At 67.9% G+C, this 19,770-nt stretch carries 19 protein-coding genes; 4 read left to right on the forward strand and 15 right to left on the reverse strand.

Annotated elements, in window-relative coordinates; all coding sequences use genetic code 11:
- Nucleotides 1-443: 443 nt before the first annotated feature.
- From accC to HUW53_RS14340, 5 genes are all read right to left on the reverse strand, one after another.
- Nucleotides 444-1,799, reverse strand: a complete 1,356-nt coding sequence (gene accC / locus HUW53_RS14320) for an acetyl-CoA carboxylase biotin carboxylase subunit (RefSeq protein ID WP_237346443.1) — start codon at nucleotides 1,797-1,799, stop codon at nucleotides 444-446.
- 224 nt (nucleotides 1,800-2,023) lie between these two features.
- Entirely contained in the window at nucleotides 2,024-2,497 is a 474-nt protein-coding gene (accB, locus tag HUW53_RS14325; protein ID WP_237346444.1) for an acetyl-CoA carboxylase biotin carboxyl carrier protein, read from the reverse strand.
- A gap of 60 nt (nucleotides 2,498-2,557) precedes the next feature.
- Complete coding sequence (gene aroQ / locus HUW53_RS14330) at nucleotides 2,558-2,989, reverse strand: type II 3-dehydroquinate dehydratase (RefSeq protein ID WP_237346445.1); 432 nt, start codon at nucleotides 2,987-2,989, stop codon at nucleotides 2,558-2,560.
- A gap of 172 nt (nucleotides 2,990-3,161) precedes the next feature.
- Complete coding sequence (locus tag HUW53_RS14335) at nucleotides 3,162-3,923, reverse strand: DsbA family protein (protein ID WP_237346508.1); 762 nt, start codon at nucleotides 3,921-3,923, stop codon at nucleotides 3,162-3,164.
- Between the two features lie 135 nt (nucleotides 3,924-4,058).
- Nucleotides 4,059-5,501, reverse strand: a complete 1,443-nt coding sequence (locus HUW53_RS14340; protein ID WP_237346446.1) for a M48 family metalloprotease — start codon at nucleotides 5,499-5,501, stop codon at nucleotides 4,059-4,061.
- Nucleotides 5,502-5,882: 381 nt separating this feature from the next.
- Here HUW53_RS14340 and HUW53_RS14345 point away from each other — a divergent pair, with 381 nt between their 5' ends.
- Both HUW53_RS14345 and aat read left to right on the forward strand, forming a co-directional pair.
- Complete coding sequence (locus tag HUW53_RS14345; RefSeq protein ID WP_237346447.1) at nucleotides 5,883-7,070, forward strand: pyridoxal phosphate-dependent aminotransferase; 1,188 nt, start codon at nucleotides 5,883-5,885, stop codon at nucleotides 7,068-7,070.
- 74 nt (nucleotides 7,071-7,144) lie between these two features.
- The gene (gene aat, locus HUW53_RS14350; RefSeq protein WP_237346448.1) at nucleotides 7,145-7,816 is read left to right on the forward strand and encodes a leucyl/phenylalanyl-tRNA--protein transferase; all 672 of its coding nucleotides are present in this window, start codon (nucleotides 7,145-7,147) and stop codon (nucleotides 7,814-7,816) included.
- Here the strand turns inward: aat and HUW53_RS21995 are convergent.
- The 4 genes from HUW53_RS21995 to speB all read right to left on the reverse strand — a co-directional run bounded on the left by HUW53_RS21995 (nucleotide 7,753) and on the right by speB (nucleotide 11,623).
- Nucleotides 7,753-8,412 (reverse strand): DUF2155 domain-containing protein, encoded by a 660-nt coding sequence (locus tag HUW53_RS21995; RefSeq protein ID WP_307499992.1) that lies wholly within the window; start codon nucleotides 8,410-8,412, stop codon nucleotides 7,753-7,755. The two genes, aat and HUW53_RS21995, sit on opposite strands and share 64 nt — an antisense overlap.
- A gap of 550 nt (nucleotides 8,413-8,962) precedes the next feature.
- Nucleotides 8,963-9,373, reverse strand: coding sequence for an NADH:ubiquinone oxidoreductase subunit NDUFA12 (locus tag HUW53_RS14360; RefSeq protein ID WP_237346449.1), 411 nt, complete (start codon nucleotides 9,371-9,373; stop codon nucleotides 8,963-8,965).
- 80 nt (nucleotides 9,374-9,453) lie between these two features.
- Nucleotides 9,454-10,572 (reverse strand): calcium:cation antiporter, encoded by a 1,119-nt coding sequence (locus HUW53_RS14365; RefSeq protein WP_237346450.1) that lies wholly within the window; start codon nucleotides 10,570-10,572, stop codon nucleotides 9,454-9,456.
- A 70-nt stretch (nucleotides 10,573-10,642) separates the two neighbouring features.
- The gene (gene speB / locus HUW53_RS14370) at nucleotides 10,643-11,623 is read right to left on the reverse strand and encodes an agmatinase (RefSeq protein WP_237346451.1); all 981 of its coding nucleotides are present in this window, start codon (nucleotides 11,621-11,623) and stop codon (nucleotides 10,643-10,645) included.
- A 204-nt stretch (nucleotides 11,624-11,827) separates the two neighbouring features.
- Here speB and HUW53_RS14375 point away from each other — a divergent pair, with 204 nt between their 5' ends.
- On the forward strand, nucleotides 11,828-13,027 hold the full coding sequence (locus tag HUW53_RS14375; protein ID WP_237346452.1) for a GGDEF domain-containing protein: 1,200 nt from the start codon (nucleotides 11,828-11,830) through the stop codon (nucleotides 13,025-13,027).
- Between the two features lie 36 nt (nucleotides 13,028-13,063).
- Here the strand turns inward: HUW53_RS14375 and HUW53_RS14380 are convergent, their stop codons facing one another.
- The 3 genes from HUW53_RS14380 to HUW53_RS14390 all read right to left on the reverse strand — a co-directional run bounded on the left by HUW53_RS14380 (nucleotide 13,064) and on the right by HUW53_RS14390 (nucleotide 16,403).
- Nucleotides 13,064-15,253: a hypothetical protein gene (locus HUW53_RS14380; protein ID WP_237346453.1), complete on the reverse strand. Its 2,190-nt coding sequence runs from the start codon at nucleotides 15,251-15,253 to the stop codon at nucleotides 13,064-13,066.
- Nucleotides 15,250-15,783: an RNA polymerase subunit sigma-70 gene (locus HUW53_RS14385; RefSeq protein WP_237346454.1), complete on the reverse strand. Its 534-nt coding sequence runs from the start codon at nucleotides 15,781-15,783 to the stop codon at nucleotides 15,250-15,252. The genes HUW53_RS14380 and HUW53_RS14385 overlap by 4 nt, the downstream gene beginning before the upstream one ends.
- Nucleotides 15,784-16,007: 224 nt before the next feature.
- On the reverse strand, nucleotides 16,008-16,403 hold the full coding sequence (locus HUW53_RS14390) for a flagellar export protein FliJ (RefSeq protein ID WP_237346455.1): 396 nt from the start codon (nucleotides 16,401-16,403) through the stop codon (nucleotides 16,008-16,010).
- Nucleotides 16,404-16,861: 458 nt separating this feature from the next.
- On the opposite strand from HUW53_RS14390, the gene ctrA reads away from it, so the two are divergent.
- Nucleotides 16,862-17,563 carry a response regulator transcription factor CtrA gene (gene ctrA / locus HUW53_RS14395; protein ID WP_237346456.1) on the forward strand — a complete coding sequence of 234 codons (702 nt, stop codon included), beginning with the start codon at nucleotides 16,862-16,864 and terminating at the stop codon, nucleotides 17,561-17,563.
- 221 nt (nucleotides 17,564-17,784) lie between these two features.
- Here the strand turns inward: ctrA and copM are convergent, their stop codons facing one another.
- The 3 genes from copM to chpT form a co-directional block, all read right to left on the reverse strand.
- On the reverse strand, nucleotides 17,785-18,300 hold the full coding sequence (gene copM / locus HUW53_RS14400) for a CopM family metallochaperone (protein WP_237346457.1): 516 nt from the start codon (nucleotides 18,298-18,300) through the stop codon (nucleotides 17,785-17,787).
- A gap of 111 nt (nucleotides 18,301-18,411) precedes the next feature.
- The gene (locus HUW53_RS14405) at nucleotides 18,412-18,903 is read right to left on the reverse strand and encodes a hypothetical protein (RefSeq protein ID WP_237346458.1); all 492 of its coding nucleotides are present in this window, start codon (nucleotides 18,901-18,903) and stop codon (nucleotides 18,412-18,414) included.
- Nucleotides 18,904-19,030: 127 nt separating this feature from the next.
- Nucleotides 19,031-19,741, reverse strand: a complete 711-nt coding sequence (gene chpT, locus HUW53_RS14410; RefSeq protein WP_237346459.1) for a histidine phosphotransferase ChpT — start codon at nucleotides 19,739-19,741, stop codon at nucleotides 19,031-19,033.
- Nucleotides 19,742-19,770 lie beyond the last annotated feature (29 nt).

Below are 19,770 nucleotides of genomic sequence, written 5' to 3' on the forward strand. Positions count from 1 at the left end.
CGAGCCACACATGAAGACGCATCTAATAAATGACGTTTCATGCCCCCGATGACAGCCAAGACTGCATTCGCTCACAGACTGTGGCCGCCATGCAACGACGTTAACCACGTCACCACATCGGCGCGACTACGAACAACTCGAATAAAATACAGTAGAGGTGAGAGCTCAATTTCATGACGAAGCGTTAATCAAAAAATAAATCGCAGATCTTCTAAAGAAAAATTTTCACATGCCCTAACGCCCGCGCCGGACGCTGCGGATGACACCACGATCTATCGCGCACGCGGCCCTTGAGGCCGCCACGAGCTATCGCAGAGGGAGGTTTCCGGGATATTGACGACCACCGCGTGCGCACGGGTTCGGCGCACCGGCGCTTCCAGCCGGAGGCAAGAATGACGGGAAAAGGATGATGCGGCGAGGTGGGCACCCGCCGCGCCCCCGGCTCAGCCCTGGGTGTTGGCCGTATCCGCCAGGAAGTGCTCCAGCCAATGGATGTCGTAGCGACCGTCAGCGATATCGCGCACGCGCACCAAGGTGCGGAACAACGGCAGCGTGGTGTCGATGCCGTCCACCACGAACTCGTCGAGGGCGCGCCGCAGACGACGCAGACATTCGTCGCGGGTCTGCCCGTGCACGATCAGCTTGCCCACCAGGCTGTCATAGGTGGGGGGGATCACATAGCCCTGGTAGGCGTTGGAATCCACCCGCACGCCAAGACCGCCGGGCACATGATAATGGGTGATCTTGCCGGGCGAGGGCCGGAAGGTGGTGGGATGCTCGGCGTTCACCCGGCATTCGATGGCGTGGCCGTGGATGACGACGTCCTGCTGGGTCAGCGTCATCGGCTCGCCTGCGGCCACCCGAATCTGTTCGTTGATGAGGTCGATGCCGGTGACCATCTCCGTCACCGGATGCTCCACCTGGATGCGGGTGTTCATCTCGATAAAATAAAATTTCCCGTCCTCATACAGGAACTCGACCGTGCCGACCCCGAGGTACTTCAGCTCGCGCATGGCCTTGGCGCAGGTCTCGCCGATCTCGGCGCGCTGGGCCGCGGAAATCACCGGCGAGGGCGCTTCCTCCCACACTTTCTGATGGCGGCGCTGAAGCGAGCAGTCCCGCTCGCCGAGATGGATGGCGTTGCCGCAGCCATCGCCCAGCACCTGCACTTCGATGTGGCGCGGGGTGGAGAGGTATTTTTCGAGATAGACCGCATCGTCACCGAAGGCGGCCTTGGCCTCGATGCGTGCGGTGGACAGGGCCTGCGAGAGGTCGTCCTTGCTCTGGGCCACCTTCATGCCGCGCCCGCCACCGCCGGCAGCGGCCTTCACCAGCACCGGATAGCCGATCCCCTCCGCGACCCGATAGGCCTCCTCGTCGTCGCGGATGCCGCCCTCGGACCCCGGCACCACCGGAATGCCGAGGGACTGAGCGGTCTTCTTGGCCTCGATCTTGTCGCCCATGATGCGGATGTGCTCCGCCTTGGGACCGATGAAGCCGACATTGTGGTCCGACAGGATCTCGGCGAACCGCGCATTCTCCGCCAGGAAGCCGTAGCCGGGATGCACGGCATCCGCGCCGGTGATCTCGCACGCGGCGAGAATGGAGGGGATGTTGAGATAGCTCTCGCGGGCCAGCGGCGGGCCGATGCACACGCTTTCATCGGCGAGACGCACATGCATGGCATCGGCGTCCGCCGTGGAGTGAACCGCCACGGTGGCGATGTCGAGCTCCTTGCAGGCGCGCAGGATGCGCAGCGCGATCTCGCCACGGTTGGCGATGAGGATTTTCTTGAACATCTGGCCTGCCCCTAGAGCATTTTCAGGCGAAATGGACACCGGTTCGCGTGAAGAAAATGCGAGAACTCGACTATCTAGAGCGATGACCGTGAGCCAAGGCAAACGGAAGGCGCTCTAGAGCATGTCGCGCGGCGGATCGGCGCGCGAAACCGCTTGGACGCGACTTGGACGCTAGGACTCGGCGCGCGGCGCGCACTCGGCAAGCGCGCGCCATGCACCCGGCCTCACTCGATGATCAGCAGCGGCTCGCCGTATTCCACCGGCTGCGCATTGCCCACCAGAATGCGCGTCACCGTGCCGGAGCGGGGCGCGGGAATGGCGTTCATGGTCTTCATGGCCTCGACGATCAGCACCGTCTGGCCCTCCTTGACCGCACCGCCGACCTCGATGAACGCCGCCGCGCCCGGCTCAGGCGACAGATAGGCGGTGCCCACCATGGGAGAGGTCACGGCGCCCGGATGCTTGGACAGATCAGCGGGCGCCTCGACGGCAGGCGCAGGCGCGGCGGCGCCAACCAGCGGAGCGGCGGCCGCGGCCACGGGGGCGGCGGCGGTGATGACCGGCGCCGGGGCACGCACCACGCGCACGCGCAGGCCCTCATGCTCCACCTCGATCTCGGTCAGGTCGCTGTCCGACAGCAGCTTGGCGATTTCCTTGACGAGGTTGGTGTCGATCTGGGGTTTGGAAGGCTTCATCATGTTCCTGCTCTTGCCGGCTGCGTCCGCGCCCTGTCCTTGGGGCGGCGCGCCATCACGTCGTCAAGGAAGGCGCACCAGCGCCTGGATTCCGAGCGCATAGCCATGCGGACCAAAGCCGCAGATGACGCCCCGCGCCACCGGTGACAGATAGGAGTGGTGCCGGAAGGGCTCGCGCGCGAACACGTTGGACAGATGGACCTCGATGGTGGGAACCCCCACCGCCGCGACCGCATCCCGAATGGCGACAGAGGTATGCGTGTAGGCCGCCGCATTGAGGACGATGCCCTTCGCCCCCCGCGCCGCCTGGATGAAGTCCACCAGCGCGCCTTCTGAATTGGTCTGCTTGAACACAAGCTCGAAACCATGCTGCGCCGCTTCCGCGCGACACAGCGCCTCCACGTCGGCCAGGGTCGCGGCGCCGTAGATTCCGGGCTCGCGCGTGCCGAGGAGGTTCAGGTTGGGCCCGTTCAGAACGTGGATGGTATTGGACATCCCAAAGACATCTGCCGCCGGCGCACCATGGCCGGGTTGGGCGCACTTATAGGGGTGCGCACCGCGCAAGGAAAGAGGCCCCGCGTGCACCCCGCCCGGCGCGGAGTGCACACCTGCCCCCCGGATGCCGCGCCGTGACCCGGCTGTGAAGCCGGCGCACGGCACAACGCGATCAGTTCGCCTTCTTCGGCGCCCGCGATTCGGCGATGGCCGCCTTCAGCTTGTCGAAGCCCACCGCCCCGACCACCACCTGGTCGCCCACCACATAAGAGGGCGTGCCGTTGAGCGAGAGCGCCTCGGCCAGCTTCATGCTTTCATCCAGGGTGGCGTTGAGCTCCGGCGAACTGGCCTGCTTCTGGATGAGGGCCGGATCGATGCCCACCTCCTTGGCGGCGGCGAGCGCCTTGGCGCGATCGGCCGGGCCACGCGCGTTCAACAGGGCCTGATGGAAGGCCATGTACTTCTCCGGCGCCACCATGCGCACGGCCACCGCCACCTGCGCGGCTTCCACCGAGCCTTGGCCCAGCACCGGGAATTCGCGCAGCACCACGCGCAGGTTCGGATCCTGCTTGATCAGCTCCTGCAGATCGGCGAGCGCCTTTTTGCAATAGCCGCAATTGTAGTCGAAAAATTCCACCAGGGTGACGTCGCCCTTGGGATTGCCCACCACCACACCGCGCGGGCTGTCCAGGAGCAGGGGCTTCATCGAGCCGAGCGCCTTGCCGCGCTCCGCCGCCTCGGCGGCATTGTGGCGCGCGTCGAGCACGGCGATGGCCTCCTGGAGCACCTCCGGATTCTGCAGGAGATACTCCCGGATGACGGGGCCGAGCTCCTTCTTCTCCTCATCGGTGAAGGCGGAGGCGGGGCTGGAGGCCAGGGCGGCCGCCAGCGCCAGCGGAATGAGGCCGGCGCTGAGGCCGAGGCGCGAGAACATATGGATCTCCATCAGGTGAGGAACGCGGTCCACCAGAGCACGTTCCGCCGGTCTTGGCGCGCGGCGAATGCTCCGGATCGTCGATTGAGCGCCTCTTCGCCACGCGAACCGACATCCGCGTGGCGTGAAAGGGCTTCAGCCGCCATTGGGCCGGCCGCCCTTGTCGGCACCGGCGGGCGGCTTGAAATTCACAAGATCGTCGGCCTTCAGCCAGCCCGGCGAGCCCTGGGGAAAACGCTGACGCGCCCGGGCCGCCAGCTCACGACCGCTCTTGAAGTCGCCTTGGGCGAAAGAGCCGTTGGCCGCCGCGAGGTCGGCATTGGCGAGGTCCCCCTTGCGCCCGTAGGCGATGGAGAGCGAACGCCAGGCGCCCGCGGAATCCGGATCGCGCTGGGTGGCCTGGATCAGCTCGCGGATCGCCTCGTCGGGATTACTGGTGCTGCCGGACTGCACCATGGCCTGCCCCAGCATGGTGCGGATGAGAGGCGCGCCGCCCGTCATGTCCACCGCCTTGCGCAGCGGCGCCAGCGCATCCTTGGCCCGCCCGCTCTCCAGCAGCGCCTGCCCCTTCAGTTCATAGAAATAGGGATTGTTCGGCTGCTTGGCGATGAGGGCGTCGATCTGCGCGACCGCGCCGTTCACATTGCCGAAGCGATAGGCCGAGATGGCGCGCGCATATTGCGCCGCCAGCGAATTGTCCGACATGGGATATTGCCGCGCCACCGCGTCCGAACGCTCGGTGAAGGCGATCAGCTTCGCCCGCATCAGGTCGTGGCGGGCCTGCAGGTCGGCCGGATCCTTGGTATTGTAATAAGGGCTTTCCTTGGCGAGCTGCTCCAGCGCCGCGATGCGCTCGCGCGCCATGGGGTGGCTCAACAGATAGGGGTCGATCCGCTGGCTGATGAAGAGCTGATCATTCTGGAAGCGCTCGAACGTCTCCAGCATGCCCTTGGACGATTGATGGGTGGCATTCAGGTACTTCACCGCCGACCGGTCGGCGGCCTGCTCCTCGCCGCGCTGGTAGGACAGAAGCGACCGGCGAATCATCTCCTGCGGGGCCGACATGCCCGCGGCGGCGGCACCGCTCAGGCCGTTTCCGCTCACGCCGGTGGCGGCCCCCGCGGCGACCCCGGCGCCGGCGAGCAGCATGGCAACGATGGCCATGGTCTGGGCGCCGGCGAGCTGCTCGCGCATGCGGGCGAGGTGACCGCCCGCGATGTGGCCGGTCTCGTGCGCCAGCACCCCGATGATCTGGTTCGGAGTCTTGGATTCAATCAGCGCGCCGGTGTTGACGAAGATGCGCCGCCCGTCGGCCACGAAGGCGTTGAAGGAACGTTGGTTGATGAGCACCACTTCCACATTCTGCTGGGCGAGCCCCGCCGACTTCAGGATGGGGCGGGTGTAATCGCGCAGCAGCGCCTCGATCTCGGTATCGCGAATGGTGGAGACCCGGCCCTTGGCGCTGTCCTGGGCACGCGCCCCGTGGACCGGCAGCATCGCCACCGAAAGCATGGCCAGCACCCGCCCGGCGCGCGATGCCGCCCGGCGCAGAAAGGAGGAAGAAGCTGATCCGTCCATGAGCCCCGACGCTGTCCTCGCCGCCTCGACAAGCCCAACGCCTCCGGCCTGGGCCTCCGGCCCGCCCGACCGGAAATTTCAGAACACGAAAGTCCCCTTCAACCCGCCACCTTGCGGGCACACCCGTCGTGTTGTGCCGCGGCCGCTGGCGCCCCATGCGTCCTTTGTCCGCGCACGCCGGAACCCGCCGACACACCCCTTGGCCTGCCAGCCGGCACGCGTTAGGAAACGGGCGGACAGTGGCGCCCCTCGGCGACCGGGTCAACGGGCCCGATCTCACATTAGGGCGACCACAGTCTCAAGGACCGCGAGAATACGGCAGCAGCGCGGCAGGCGCCGCGCACCGCGCGGTCTAAAGACCTTCGCCAAGGACAGTAGACGATGACCCTCCCCTCCCCCCGTGCGGTCCCTGGCCTTCAGCCGTCGCGTCGCAGCGCCGTCGCGCCCTTCATCGTCATGGACGTGATGGAGCATGCCGCGCGCATCGAGGCCGCCGGCGGCCGGGTGATGCATCTGGAGGTGGGCCAGCCCGCCGCGCCGGCGCCTCTCACGGCGCGACGCGCTGCCGCCGCAGCGCTGGAAGCCGGACAGGTGACCTATACGGCGGCGCTGGGCATTCCCGCGCTGCGCGCCCGCATCGCCCGCCATTACGAGGAAATTCACGGCGTCGCGATCGATCCTGAGCGGGTGGTGGTGACCAACGGTTCGTCCGGCGGCTTCATCCTCGCCTTTCTCGCCTTGTTCGAGGCCGGCGACCGGGTGGCCATCGCCGCGCCCGGCTATCCGCCCTATCGCCATGTGCTGTCCGCCCTGGGCTGCGAGCCGGTACTGATCGAAACCCGCGCCGAGGACCGGCACGCCTTGACCCCGGAGCGTCTGATCGAAGCCCACCGAGAGGCTCCGCTCAAGGGCGTGCTGGTGGCGAGCCCCGGCAATCCGACCGGCACCATGATGGACCGGGTGGCGTTGACCGCCCTCCATGCCTGCGCGCGCGATCTCGGCCTCGCCTTCGTCTCCGACGAGATCTACCACGGGCTCGACTATGCGTTTCCGGCGGTCAGCGCGGTGGAGATCGCGGACGACGTCACGGTCATCAATTCCTTCTCCAAATATTTCTGCATGACCGGCTGGCGCGTGGGCTGGATGGTGGTGCCGCCCGGCCTGTCGCGCACCATGGAGCGGCTGCAACAGAATCTGTCCATCTCCGTGCCCACCCTGTCGCAGATCGCCGCCGCCGCCGCCTTCGACGGGCGCGAGGAGATGGACAAGGTGAAAGCCGGATATGAGGAGAACCGCCGCATCCTCACCGCCGGCCTGCCCGCGGTCGGCTTGAGCCATTTTTTGCCGGCGGACGGCGCCTTCTATCTTTATGCGGACGTCTCGGCCTTCACCGGCGATTCGGCCGCCTTCGCCACCCGCATGCTCGATGCCGTGCATGTGGCCACGACCCCGGGGGTGGATTTCGATCCGTTCCGGGGCAAGCAGTTCCTGCGCCTGTCCTATGCCAGCTCGGCCGCCGACATGCGCGAGGCGATGGAGCGCATCGGCACTTTCCTGAAGGGGGAATAGGCAGGGCGCGAAAGCACCCCGCGCCGACGGCACGGCGCCATACAGTTGCGCCATTTCCTGCTAATCTGTCGCCCATGAGCCGGTTGAGCGACCATATCGTCGAAATCACCCCCGAGGTGCTGCTGAAGGCCTATGCCTGCGGCATCTTTCCCATGGCCGAGAGCGCCGAGGATCCGGGGCTCTACTGGATCGAGCCGGAACGGCGCGGCATCATCCCCCTCGCCGATTTCCATGTGTCCTCCCGTCTCGCCCGCACCGTGCGGTCCGACACGTTCGAGGTGCGGGTGGACAGCGACTTCGAGGGCGTCATCGACGGCTGCGCCGAGCCCCAGGAGGGCCGGGAGAAGACCTGGATCAACGACAGCATCCGCGACCTCTATGGCGAGCTGTTCGCACGCGGACGCTGCCACACTGTGGAAGCCTGGCGCGACGGCAAGCTGGTGGGCGGGCTCTACGGCGTGCGGCTGGGCGCGGCCTTCTTCGGCGAAAGCATGTTCCACCGCGAGCGCGACGCCTCCAAGGTGGCGCTGGTGCATCTGGTGGGGCGGCTGATCGCCGGCGGCTTCCGGCTGCTCGACACCCAGTTCGTTACCAGCCACCTGAAGACCTTCGGCGCCATCGAGGTTTCGCGGCGCCAATACCACCGCCTGCTTGACCACGCGTTGGCCGCCGAGGGCGATTTCTATTGCTGGCCGGCGGTCGTGACCGGAGCCGGGGCTTTGCAGCCGATCAGCCACACGTCGTAGACCGGGTGCTCCACCCCGTGCAGGCCGGGACTGGAGGCAAACATCCAGCCGGTGAAGATGCGCTTGGCCTCGCCCTTCAGCGTCACTTCGTTCACCTCGGTGAAGGAAGTGGTGTTCTGGGTCTCGTTGGCGGGTCGCGTGTAGCACACCCGCGGCGTCACCTGGAGCGAGCCGAACTGCGCGGTTTCCCCGATGGGCACGTCGAAGGAGGTGGTGCGGCCGGTGATCTTGTCGAGCCCCGCATACACCGCATAGCCGTTGGGGATTTTCACCGCCGGCGGCTGCACCACGACCCCGTCGCCATCCACATCGACGCCCGGCGCGGCGGGAGCCGCCGCGGTAGCAGGCGCCTGCGGATAGGGCGCCGGCTGGTAAGGTGTCGGCTGATAGGGTGCCGCAGGAGCCGGCGGCACGGCGCGACGCGACGCGGGGGCAATCGGGGCGGGGGCGGTCGGGGCGCCGAACCCGGTGGGCGGCGGGAGCGTTGATTGCTCGATTCCCGAACGCTGGGCCTGCGCCACGGCCGGCGAGAAGCATACCACCTGCCCGATCACCATCATGGCGACCAAAGCAAAGCCCTGGGACATCCGCATCATGCTACAGGCGCACCGGTCTAGAATCTTGAAACGGAGTGCTTTCGGCCCGCGGATCGCGAGCCGCCGCGGAAAAGCACGTTCAGGCGAGGCCAGACGCGCCGAACGGCGCCTCCCACCAAGAGCATATTTTCCGCAGGCCGATTAGCACTCACAATGCGGCTTGAACAGGGCCTCCGCCAGCCTTTGCCGGCCGTCCTAGCGCTCCGAGGGCCGCCGCGCGCCTCCTCATATGCCGGCCATGGGCGCGTCGGTTCCAGCAAGGTTCACCGGCCGTGCTGGAGGCGCGCGGCGTGCAGCCCGCCCGTAAAGGTTCCGCTCATGATGGGCGCCCCACCCGGTCGCATCCAACCGTTCGCGCCGCGCGGTGCTTTTGACCGTGGCGGTGGCGGTGTACGCACGGCCCAACGCGCTCAGGACAATCGAGAGGCGCCCGGTACCCCGCGACGCGGTGCTCACAAAACGGCGCTTACAAAGCGGCGCTCATGGCGCCATGCGTCACGACAAAAAGCACGGCCGGCGCAAACCGCCCCGACCGCCGCAAGCGTCTGCCTCACTCGCCGGGCGCCCAGGCCTTGTAGTCGCCGCTGACCTGCGGACGATGGCCGGTGGCGAGCACCGAGCCCTTGGGGTGGTAGGCCGCCGCCGTGCCGGTAGGATTGGCGAGATGCGGCTTCTGCCACTCGCGGGGCGTATAGGTTTCCTTGGTCGGCGGCGTATCGACGCGGTGGTGAATCCAGCCCCACCAGCCGGGCGGAATGCTGGAGGCTTCCGCATAGCCGGGATAAATCACCCACCGCCGCTCGAAGCCGAGGGTGGGATCGATGACGCCACCCTTGGTGCGATAGTAGCGGTTGCCGCTTTCGTCCTGGCCCACGAACTCGCCGTAGCGCTTGGTCCACCACCAAGTGCCCACGGTCTGCTTGTGCCACCAGGTGAAGATATAAAGCAGGAGAGTCTTCACGGCCGACGCCTCGTTCCGAAATCGGGCGGAACATGCCATCTGCCCCGCCCTATGTCCACCATCGCGAGCGGGACCACCGCTCACGGCACGATGGTCAGCATCACATAGACGCAGAACAAAATGAGATGAACGATGCCGTTGAGCGCATTGGTCCGCCCCGTGCCGAACGACACGATGGCGATGACGAAGGTCAACAGCATCATGGTGCGGTCCTCGGGATCGAGCCCCAGGACCATAGGCAGTCCCAGCATCATGCTGATGGCGGCCATGGCCGGAATGGTGAGCGCGATGGAGGCCAGCGCCGAGCCCAGCGCGATGTTGAGGCTGTGCTGCAACTGGTTGCGGCTCGCCGCCCGCACCGCGCTGATGCCCTCCGGCATGAGCAGAAGGGTCGCCACCAGCGCGCCGGTCACCGCATCGGGATCGGCCAGGGGGAAAAGCGAGAGGAAGTCCTCGAAGCTGCCGGCCACATGGCCCGACAGGCTGATCACGCCGGCGAGGCTCACGAGCAGCATCACCACCGACCGCAGGAAACGCCCCAGCGAGGGTCGCTGATCCTCGTGATGGGCCCCTTCCTGGCCGACGAAGTGCTCCGTGTAGCGCACCGTCTGCATGTAAAGGAAGGCCGCGTACAAGGCGACGGCGATGAACGCCATGAAGCCGAGCTGAAACGGCGTGAACTGGCCTGATGCCCCGTCCCGGGTCTCGGTGGGCAGAATCAGCAGCATCACGCCGAGGCCGATCATCACCGACAGGAAGCCGGCCACGCCCTGCTGCTGGATCACCTGCTCACGGTGTTTCAGGCTGCCAAGCAGCAGGCACAGGCCGATGATGCCGGTGCTCACGATCATGATGACCGAGAATACCGATTCACGCACCAGCGTGGGATTGCCCGTGCCATGCAGCATCATGGAGGCGATCACCGACACCTCGATGAGCGTCACCGACAGCGTCAGCACCAAGGTGCCGTAGGGCTGGCCGAGGCGCGCGGCCGCCACATCCGCATGGGCCACTGCGGAAAACGACGAGCCGCACAGGAACACCATCGCCAGGGTGCCGCCGACGATCTCCAGCAGGTTGGTGGTGCCGGCCACCGTGGTATCCGGCGCAAGAGCGGGAACCACGGTCAGGACGATCGCGAGCACCATGGCCAGGAGCGGAAAGACATAGGCATAGGCGCCAAACCGCGTTTTCCTCACCCCGCCACCTCGCAGACCCGGATGCGCAGCCGCTGTCCCACATCGACACCGGCCGCGCAAGGTTCCGTTTTCAGAGCGCCAAGAGGTGACCCCGCGCCTTCCGCTGCGCCAAAAGGCAGAGATAGAGGGACGCGAGCGTCCCCCCCGCCAGCGCCGTGATCTCGGCGTGGTCATAGGGCGGCGACACTTCCACCACGTCGAAGCCCTTGAAATCGAGGCTACCCAGCCGCGTGAGGCAGGAGATCACTTCGCGCGTGGTCAGTCCGCCACAGACCGGCGTGCCGGTGCCGGGCGCAAACGCCGGGTCGATGGCGTCGATGTCGAACGACAGATAGACCGGCGCATCCCCCACACGCGCCGCGATGCGCGCGGCCACCGCCGCCGGCCCGAGCTCGCCGGCGGTGAGCGCATCCATGATCTCGATGCCGAACGTGTTCGGGGCATGGGTGCGAATGCCGACCTGGATCGAGCGATCGGTGCGGATCAGGCCATCCTTCACCGCGCGGGTGATCATGGTGCCGTGGTCCACGCGCCCACCGTCATCATCCCAGGTATCTTGGTGCGCATCAAACTGCACCAGAGCGACGGGTGCGCCGAGACGCTCCACCAGGGCCTTCAGTACCGGATAGGTCAGGAAATGGTCGCCCCCGAGGGTGACGAGGTGGCTGCCACGCGCGTAATGGGCCGCGGCCTGGGCCTGGATGGCCTGCGGAATACCCGCCGGCAGGCCATAATCGAACACGCAGTCGCCGGCATCCGCCACATCCAGGGTCTCGAACGGGTCAATGCCGAACGGATAGACGGGATCGCCGTCGAGGATGCTCGACGTCACGCGCATGGCGCGCGGCCCGAACCGGGTGCCGGGACGGTTGGACACCGCCACATCCAGCGGCACGCCCCACACCACAACCTCCGCTCCCCCGCCATCGCGGGCATAGCGGCGGCGCAGGAAGGACGTGACGCCCGAATAGTTTGGCTCGGTGGATTGACCATGCCGGAACGACGGGTCCAAGGCCCGATCGACGGGACGCGGCAGCACAGGTTGTGTCATGGGGCACCTCTCGGCTCGACGGGCCGGCCGGCGCATGATATCCAGATGAACCGATCATGCCAGTTCTTCTGGCATGTCCTTCGGACTGGCATGCGCAAGCTGCGGCAGGCCCGGTCCCAAGGGCTCAGGTTCTCGGCGTACTGGTGGCGCGCGCATTATGTTGGGTTGCGTCCGGTCGTATATCCGCGCCCATTGGCCATCCGCATGACCCTCCATGTCCCGACCATTCTCCTGACGTCGGCCATGATGAATGCTCTCATCGCCGCGCTGCAACTGTTCATCAGCCATAGATTGCAGAATGTCGCCCTCGCATATTGGGCGCTGTGCAATGTCGCCGTGGCGACTGGAGCGACCCTGCTGGGGCTGCGTGCGGAAATCCCGCTGGTTGTCAGCGTCGTCCTTGGCAACGGGCTGCTTCTCTTCGGCCTTGGGCTGGTCTTGTCAGGCGTGCGCAGTTTCGACGGCAAGACACCCAGGCTCGGCCTCGTCGCGGCGATCGCCGCCCTGGGCATGGGCCTGCTGTTCTTGTCCCTGCACTTTGGCGACAATCTGGGCCAGCGCATCATTCTCATCTCGCTGCTCATTGCCGGCTGGTGCCTGCTGGCCGCGATCGCCCTCCACCGGGGGCCGGAACGGGACCATTGGTCGTTCGCCCGCAGCGTCTGCTCGGTGCTGATCTCGGCCATGGGGGGGCTCTACGCGGCCCGCGCCCTCGCGGTGGCCACCGGTTGGCTCAGCACCGAAAATGCCTATGCCGGCACGCCGCAGGCGGTGCTCGTCCTGTCCGGTCTCGCCATCGGCATCGGCTGGAACTTCTGTTCGCTCTACATGGTTCTGGACCGGTTCGCCTCCACTGACGAGTTGACCGGCCTGCTCAACCGCCGCACCACGCTCCTGCGCGGTCGCCACCTGTTCGACGACGCCATCGCCCGGCGCAGCGCCATGTCGATCCTGATGGTGGACCTCGACCACTTCAAATCCATCAACGACCGGTTCGGCCATCATGTGGGCGATGCGGTGCTGCACCGATTCGCGGATGTGGCGCCGCGAGGACTGCGCTTCGGGGACGTGATCGGGCGCCTGGGCGGCGAGGAGTTCTGCGTCCTGCTGCCCGGTGCGGATAGCGATACGGCCTGGAAGCTCGGCGAACGGCTCCGCCTGATCGCCGAGCTCGAATTGCGCGTCGTCGCGTCGCGGCCAGTCCACGCTACGGTCACGATCGGCATCGCGACCCTGCCGGCCGACCCGCCGGCCGGGCCGTCCCTCGCCAGCCTGATTCGCGCCGCCGACGAGGCGCTGTATCTGGGCAAGGCCGAGGGGCGCAACCGCGTCCTCGTCGCCGGCCGCCCCCCGGCCCGCGACCCGGATGCCGTGGAGGCGGACATGCGCGGCATATGCGCATGAAGCCGGTCGGCCGCGATCCGATCCGGCGCTGGCCCCTCATTCCCCGATGCGGGCGTTATAGATCTCTTCCCCCGGCTGCGCGCTGTCATCGAGCGGATCGAGGGTGACGGAGAGCCGCGCGGTACCCGGCGCATTGTCGGACAGAAGCGGCCCCAAATCGGCGGACGCCACGAAACTGCTCTTGAAGGTGCCGAGCACATGGATGGCGCCGGCGGCCGTCTTCAGGCGCAGCCGATAGATGCGCCCCGGCGGCGCCACCGGCGCCTCGATCCGGACCTCGGCACGGCCTGATCCGCCGTTGAGCCGCAGGCGCACATCCGGTGGCGGATTGGCGACGAACACCGGTGTCAGCGCGACCGACCTCGGCTCGCGCCCCCCGTTTCCGCTTGCCCGCGCCAGCAGGTCGATGCCGACGGCCACGGCCACCACCGCCGCCAGCATTCCAACGCCCCACGCCAGCTTCTGCCAGCGCGACCGCGCTCGGGCGAACCGCGGCCTGCCGCGCTCCGACGCGCGCGCGCCGACGGCGCCCGGCGACACCGCGGCGACAGCCACGGGATCTTCGACCGCGCCCTGAGACGCCTGCGCAGGCGCAGGCTCCTGGGGCGTAACCGACCCGACCTCGGAACCGCCGGAACGCCCCACCTCCATGGTGGGCGCGGCCGGCTCCGCGGGCGCGTCACGCGGCGAAACCTCGAAGGTCTCCAGGACGACGGCGGCGCCAAGGATGGTCGGGGGAGGGGCCGCGCAGTCCGGACCGCCCTCCTGCGCCCCGCCCTCCGCAGCGGCTGGGATTAACGCCTTCTCGCCGGCGACATCGGGCTCTGCCATGGCCGTTGTCGGCGCATCGATATCCGCTGGCGCCGGCCCACCGCCGCCAGCGCTTGCGGCGCCCACTGGGGTCGAAGGCTCATCCGGCGGCGACGGGTCGCTTTCCGCCGGCGCGGCGGACGCCTCAGGCGGCGCCTCCGAAACGCCCCGCTTGCGGGACGGCGGGATCCAAGGGGTCACCGATGGCCGGCGCGCACCCTCCACCGGGCCTCCCGTCTCGGCCGGGGCGACGACACCCTCGGGCGAAAGGACCGCCGGCGCGGCCTCCTGCTCCACGGCCATCGGCGGACGAGCGCCGCCGGGGGGCGGCGGGGCGGCGGCGGGCGGGCGGCGAACGCTCGTGCCCGAGGAATCTTGCTGTTCGGCCTCCGGCGGGCCAGCTGGGGTCGGGCGCTCCGCGGGCTTCTGCGCCGTGGGCCATGCCGTGAAGGCCGGGGCCTCCCCTGGATCGGGAACAGGCGCCTTGGTCGGGGCGTCCGGCACGATTGCGCCTGCGGCCGCGCGCGGAGGATCGAAGGGCGCGGCCCGGTCAGGCGCCTGCGTGCGCGCGCGCCGCGCCTTGGCCCGCGCGCGTCTGGCCTCGGCCTCGGCCGCAGGTCTCGGGCTCGCCTCCGCCGGCGGAACCGACTCGCGCACATCCGGCGCCGCAGCCACCTCGGGCGCCGGGCTCCGCGCCAGGCGGCCCGTGGCAGCGGCATCGTCCGGCGGGGGCAGGTGAACCGGTGGCGCGTGAACCGGTGGCACGACATCCGCCGACACCGGCATTTGGGCCGCGCGCGGAGGCGCCACATCGGGCGCGGGAGCGACATCGGTCGCCACGCGCCGGGGTGCGGACAGCGGCCCGCGATCCACCCCACGCCGGCGCGGCGCCTGAGCCTGAACCCGGTCCTGAACCCGCTCCTGGGCTTGGCCCTGAACCCCGTGCGGGACCCGGTCCGGACGCTCCCAGCGGGGCTCGGACGGGCCGGCCGCCTTCCGCTGGAGCTTGAGACCCCGCACCAACCCCGTCACCGCGCGAAACGGGGCCACCAGCGCCCCGCGAACGGACCGCCCTTTCCCGGTGTCCGGCGGCGCATGGCCGTCACCGGAACCAATGGCGGCGGCGTCAGCCTCGGACGGCGCCGCCGCCTTGTCCTTGCGCCTGCGTCCGCGTCGCCCGCTCGATACCTTGTCCGAACCGGCGCGGCCGACATCATCGGCAATGGCGCGCCACAGCCCAGGGGGCGGAGCAATGGGGGTGACCAGTTCATAGAGGGGTGCAAGCGCCCGTTCCCAGCGCCGCACCCGCGCCTCGAACGAGACATCCACGGCGATCCGCGTGCGCACCTCGGCGCGCTCGGCGGCATCAAGGGTCCCGATCACATACTCGGCGGCGAGGAAATCGTCACGGTTCATGAGCGCAACCCGAGAGCCGTCGCGAGCTGCTGGATGCTGCGCGTGAGCCACGCCCGCACGCCGGCGGCCGGAACGTCGAAATACATGCCCAGCGCGTCCCGCGTCCAACCGTCGTAATAGGCGAGCAGCAGCATCCGCCGCCGCTCCTCGGACAGGGTGCCGAGACCGGCCAGAAGCCGCATCAGCACCTTGCTGCGTTCGTTGAGCGCCAACGGGTCGTCCGCCGACTGGCTGACCCGGAACGGCTCGAACACGTCAACGCCGCCATGCTCGCGCGCCACGTCGAGCGCCACCGTCCGGGCAATGGCCACCATGGCCGACAAGGGATCAGGCTCCGCCGCCAGGGCCGCCGCACGGTGGAAGATCTGCCGGTAGGCCCGTCGCATGGCATCGGCCGCCAGCTCGGGCTGGCGCAGCAGCCGCAGCACGAGCCCATAGAGCTTGGGCGAGGACAGGGCATAGATGCGCTCACGCGCAGGCGCATCGCCAGCCGCCGCCAGCAGGGCGCGGAGCTCACGGTGGGGCGTCACGGCCGGCACACCTCCCCTTGCCGCCGCGCCGTGGGGCGCATCCAGGCGGCATCCGCACCGGGCCATTCACGCAGGTTGCGCAACGCATCCGGTCTCGACACGAAAAACGATTTTCGCACGCGGCCGTCACACCGGGCGAGAAACCGCCCTATTGAAGCCTGCCCCACACGAAAAACCAGCGAAAATCTCCCGCGCGGCGCAACCGCGAGCACCTCGGTCGCGGCTCAGGCCCGCGAGGCATCCCCGTGGCGCCACACGCCCCGTCGGCCCCCGAGCTCGGGCTTCGCGACGCGATCGAGATCGCCGGCCGCTTCCGCCAGCGCCAGCTCGGCCTCGGCTTCCGCCAAGCCGGCACTTGCCGCCTCGCGCTGGCTGATAAGGTCGTCCACCGAGCGGCGCAGATTGTCCCGCCGGCCACGGGCCGCGTGCGCCAGGGGCGGATAAGCGAAATGGGCCGGATCGGCGATGCCGGAGCGCGTTTCCTCGGCCGCGATGTCGCGATCGAGCTCCACCGCCATGCGCTCGAAATCGGCGATCATGGCATCGATCTGGCCGAGCCGCCGCCGGGCGTCGTCAATCTGAAACTTCTTGGCGCGGATCAAGGGCTCTCGCGACTTCATCGCCGTCAACTCCGGTACGCAATGACGCAATGCGGCCCGAGCACCCTCGGACCCCTCTCAACAGGCGCCACAATGCCGGCTGGCGGTTGCCTCTTTCTTACCACCGGGCGCCACATTGCGGAAAATCGCACCAGATCACCGGGCGGAAACCAATCGTTTACCGCCTTCGTTAATCATGGCTCCACGGTTCGAGCGAAGCGCGCCATGTGCCCGCTCGAGCGCCGCCGGAAGGTGACCGGTAACGGGTGGAACGGGGACTCGACAAAACGGAAAAACAGTTAAGTGCTTGGCGGAGATTCGGTCTTCCAAACCGTGCACAATTGTTTTTTCACAAGGTCTTGTCCCCACGAATCGGGGTCTGCTATCGATTCCCCACACGTTACGCGAATCACCCCGTCGGCCGAGCAACGGAAGTCGGCAACGCCGCCTTTCGGTCAGTTGCGAGGAAAGGGATTGCCATGCGCGTCTTGCTCATCGAAGACGACAGTGCGACGGCCAAGGGCATCGAGCTGATGCTCAAGACCGAAAACTTCAACGTCTATACAACGAACTTCGGTGAGGAGGGCGTCGATCTCGGCAAGGTTTACGAGTACGACATCATCCTACTCGACTTGAACCTGCCGGACATGTCCGGGTTTGAAGTCTTGCGCTCGCTCCGCGTCGCCAAGGTCAAGACCCCGATCCTCATCCTCTCCGGCCTTGCCAATACGGAAGACAAGGTGAAAGGCTTCGGCTTCGGTGCCGATGACTACCTCACCAAGCCCTTCCACAAGGACGAGATGGTGGCCCGCATCCACGCCATCGTCCGCCGGTCCAAGGGCCACGCCCAGTCGGTGATCCAGACCGGCGACCTTGTCGTGAACCTCGACACCAAGACGGTCGAGGTCGAAGGTAGCCGCGTGCACCTCACCGGCAAGGAATATCAGATGCTGGAGCTGCTTTCGCTCCGCAAGGGCACCACGCTCACCAAGGAGATGTTCCTCAATCATCTCTATGGCGGCATGGACGAGCCCGAGCTGAAGATCATCGACGTCTTCATCTGCAAGCTGCGCAAGAAGCTGGCGAATGCCTCTTCGGGCAAGAACTACATCGAAACGGTGTGGGGTCGCGGCTATGTTCTGCGCGAACCGGCACTGGGCGTCGAGCGCATGGCGGTCTGAGCCGCCACTGTCCTTCCGATCTCCTCGCATGTTCCGATGCCCCACCCGGAGGTGGGGCATTTTGTTTTTCGCTGAAGCGACGTGAGCGGTCGCGCGCGCCACCGGCCTCGGCCTCGCGATCGTCCGCAGCCCGCGCAACGGCGCGCGGCGGACGATCTTCTCACCTGTCCTCGCACACGCTTGGAACCCGAACCGGTCCGCCGGCGCGTGAGGCGGCCCTATTATTGCGCGCCGGGACCGGCCGCCGGCGCCGCGCCGTGCTTGGCGAGCCACGCCTTCATGAAGGCGATCTCCTGCTCCTGCGCCGAAACCACGGCCTCCGCCAGCTTGCGGATCTCCGGGTCATGGCCGAAGGCCAGCTCGATCTTGGCCATGGCCACCGCGCCCTCGTGATGGGGGATCATGCCGCGCACGAAATCCACATCCGCATTGCCCGTATAGGCGATGGCCATGTCGCGATGCATGGCGGCCGCGGCCGCCTTGTAGGCGGCGACCGCAGGCCCGTCCGCAGGAACCGCGACGGACCCCATGGGTCCGTCATGGGACATCATGCCGCCGGGCATGTCGTGCGGAATCTGCCCAGGCGTGGCGCCCGGCCCGCTGCCGCCCTGCATCATGGGCGTGGCCTGCGCCACGCTGGCGGGCGCGTCGGCGGCCCGAAGCGGCGCAGTGCCGCCGAGGATGGCAAGAAGGGTCGCGGCCGCGCCGATGCGCGCCGCCGAAGTGAAGATTGACATGGGTGTTGCTCCTGAAAGTCGATTGACGTGTCGTCGGGCGCGCGCCTGCGATCGTCTCGCGACCCACGCGCCCGGACAGCGGCGCCGAACGGTCGGGCGCCAACGACAGTTTCAGGATCGGAAGCGTGGAGGCGGCACCGCCACTTCGGGCGGCGAAGGCAGCGGATCCGGCCGCTCGCGAATCGCAATCGGCCCCTGCGCCGCCGGGATAATCCCCATCGCGACCTGCGGCAAAATACCGCCACTGTGGCAGATCATGAGACAGCCGCCCCCGGTGCAGCAGGCGCCGGCTCCAGCCTGTGGTCCGTGCGCCGCGGTCTTGTGGGTGCGACCGGCATGAACATGGGCGGTCATGGCAGCGGCGCTCGGCATCTGCGCGGCGGGTCCGGACAGGGTTGCCGGTCGGGCGCCATGATGACCGTCGTGGGCGGCTGCCGCGGTGGCGGGCTGCGGATGCCCCGTGGTCGCGGCCCCTGGCGCCCCGACCATCGCCACCCCGTCGCCGCACCCCATGGCTCGGACATCCATCGCCCGGAGAGCCGGCGTGGAGGCCAGCACCGTCGAGAGCGCAAAGGCCCACAGCAGCATCAGCCGCAGCACCACGCTGTCCGCCCGCCGCCGCTTCATGCCTTTGCCTCGCGGTTTCCCATCCAGATCGCCCTTAACTAGATCGCCATCAAGCGGCGTGGCCTACGCAGGCACCTACGTAGCGCGGCCTATGCAACGCGGCCTACTTGGCCGCCACCGTCAGCGTCACCACGTCGGGCTCGTGTCCGAAGCGCACCACCATGCCACAGGCCTGCGCCAAAAGTCCCGTATAATAGGGCTGGATCACCTGCGCGGCCAAGCCGCCGGAAGGGACCTCCCCGGCCACCAAGGCCATGTCCCGCGCCGGAATGTTGGCCCGCGGCCCCCGCGCGGCGAGCTCGAAGCCCATGTCGTCCCCGGCACCAAGGGGCGCCACCCGGATGACGCCGCCACGCGCAACCGCCGCGGCCGCCAGCAGGATCACGTTCAAAAGCAGCTTCACCTTGTTCTTCGGCTGGAACGCGCGGGGCAGCAGCCATTCCACCCGCGTGTGTTCGTCCTCGATCATGCCGCGCGTCACCTGCTCCGCGTCGCCGAGATCGAGCTGGGCGCCGGCGGAGCCCGCGGCGCCGAAGGCAAGGCGGGTGAACTGCAGCCGCGCCGAGGCCTGGCGCGCGCTCTTCGCGATGAATTCCAAAGCCGCCTCGTGCATGTCCGCGGCGCGCTCGTCCTCCAGCATCTCGATGCCGTTGACGATGGACCCCACCGGGCCGACCACATCGTGGCACACCCGCGAGCACAGGAGCGCCGCGAGATCGAGCGCGGAGATCGCGATCGGCGGATCGAACACCGTCTCCTCGGGGGCCGGCGCCGAAGCTGTCTGCGGAGTCACTTGGGGCGTCGCGTCGGACATGGCGGGGCTTCCGGACGTGATGCGATCTT

The organism is Xanthobacter agilis (genome assembly GCF_021730435.1).
GTDB classification, from domain to species: Bacteria; Pseudomonadota; Alphaproteobacteria; order Rhizobiales; family Xanthobacteraceae; genus Xanthobacter; species Xanthobacter agilis.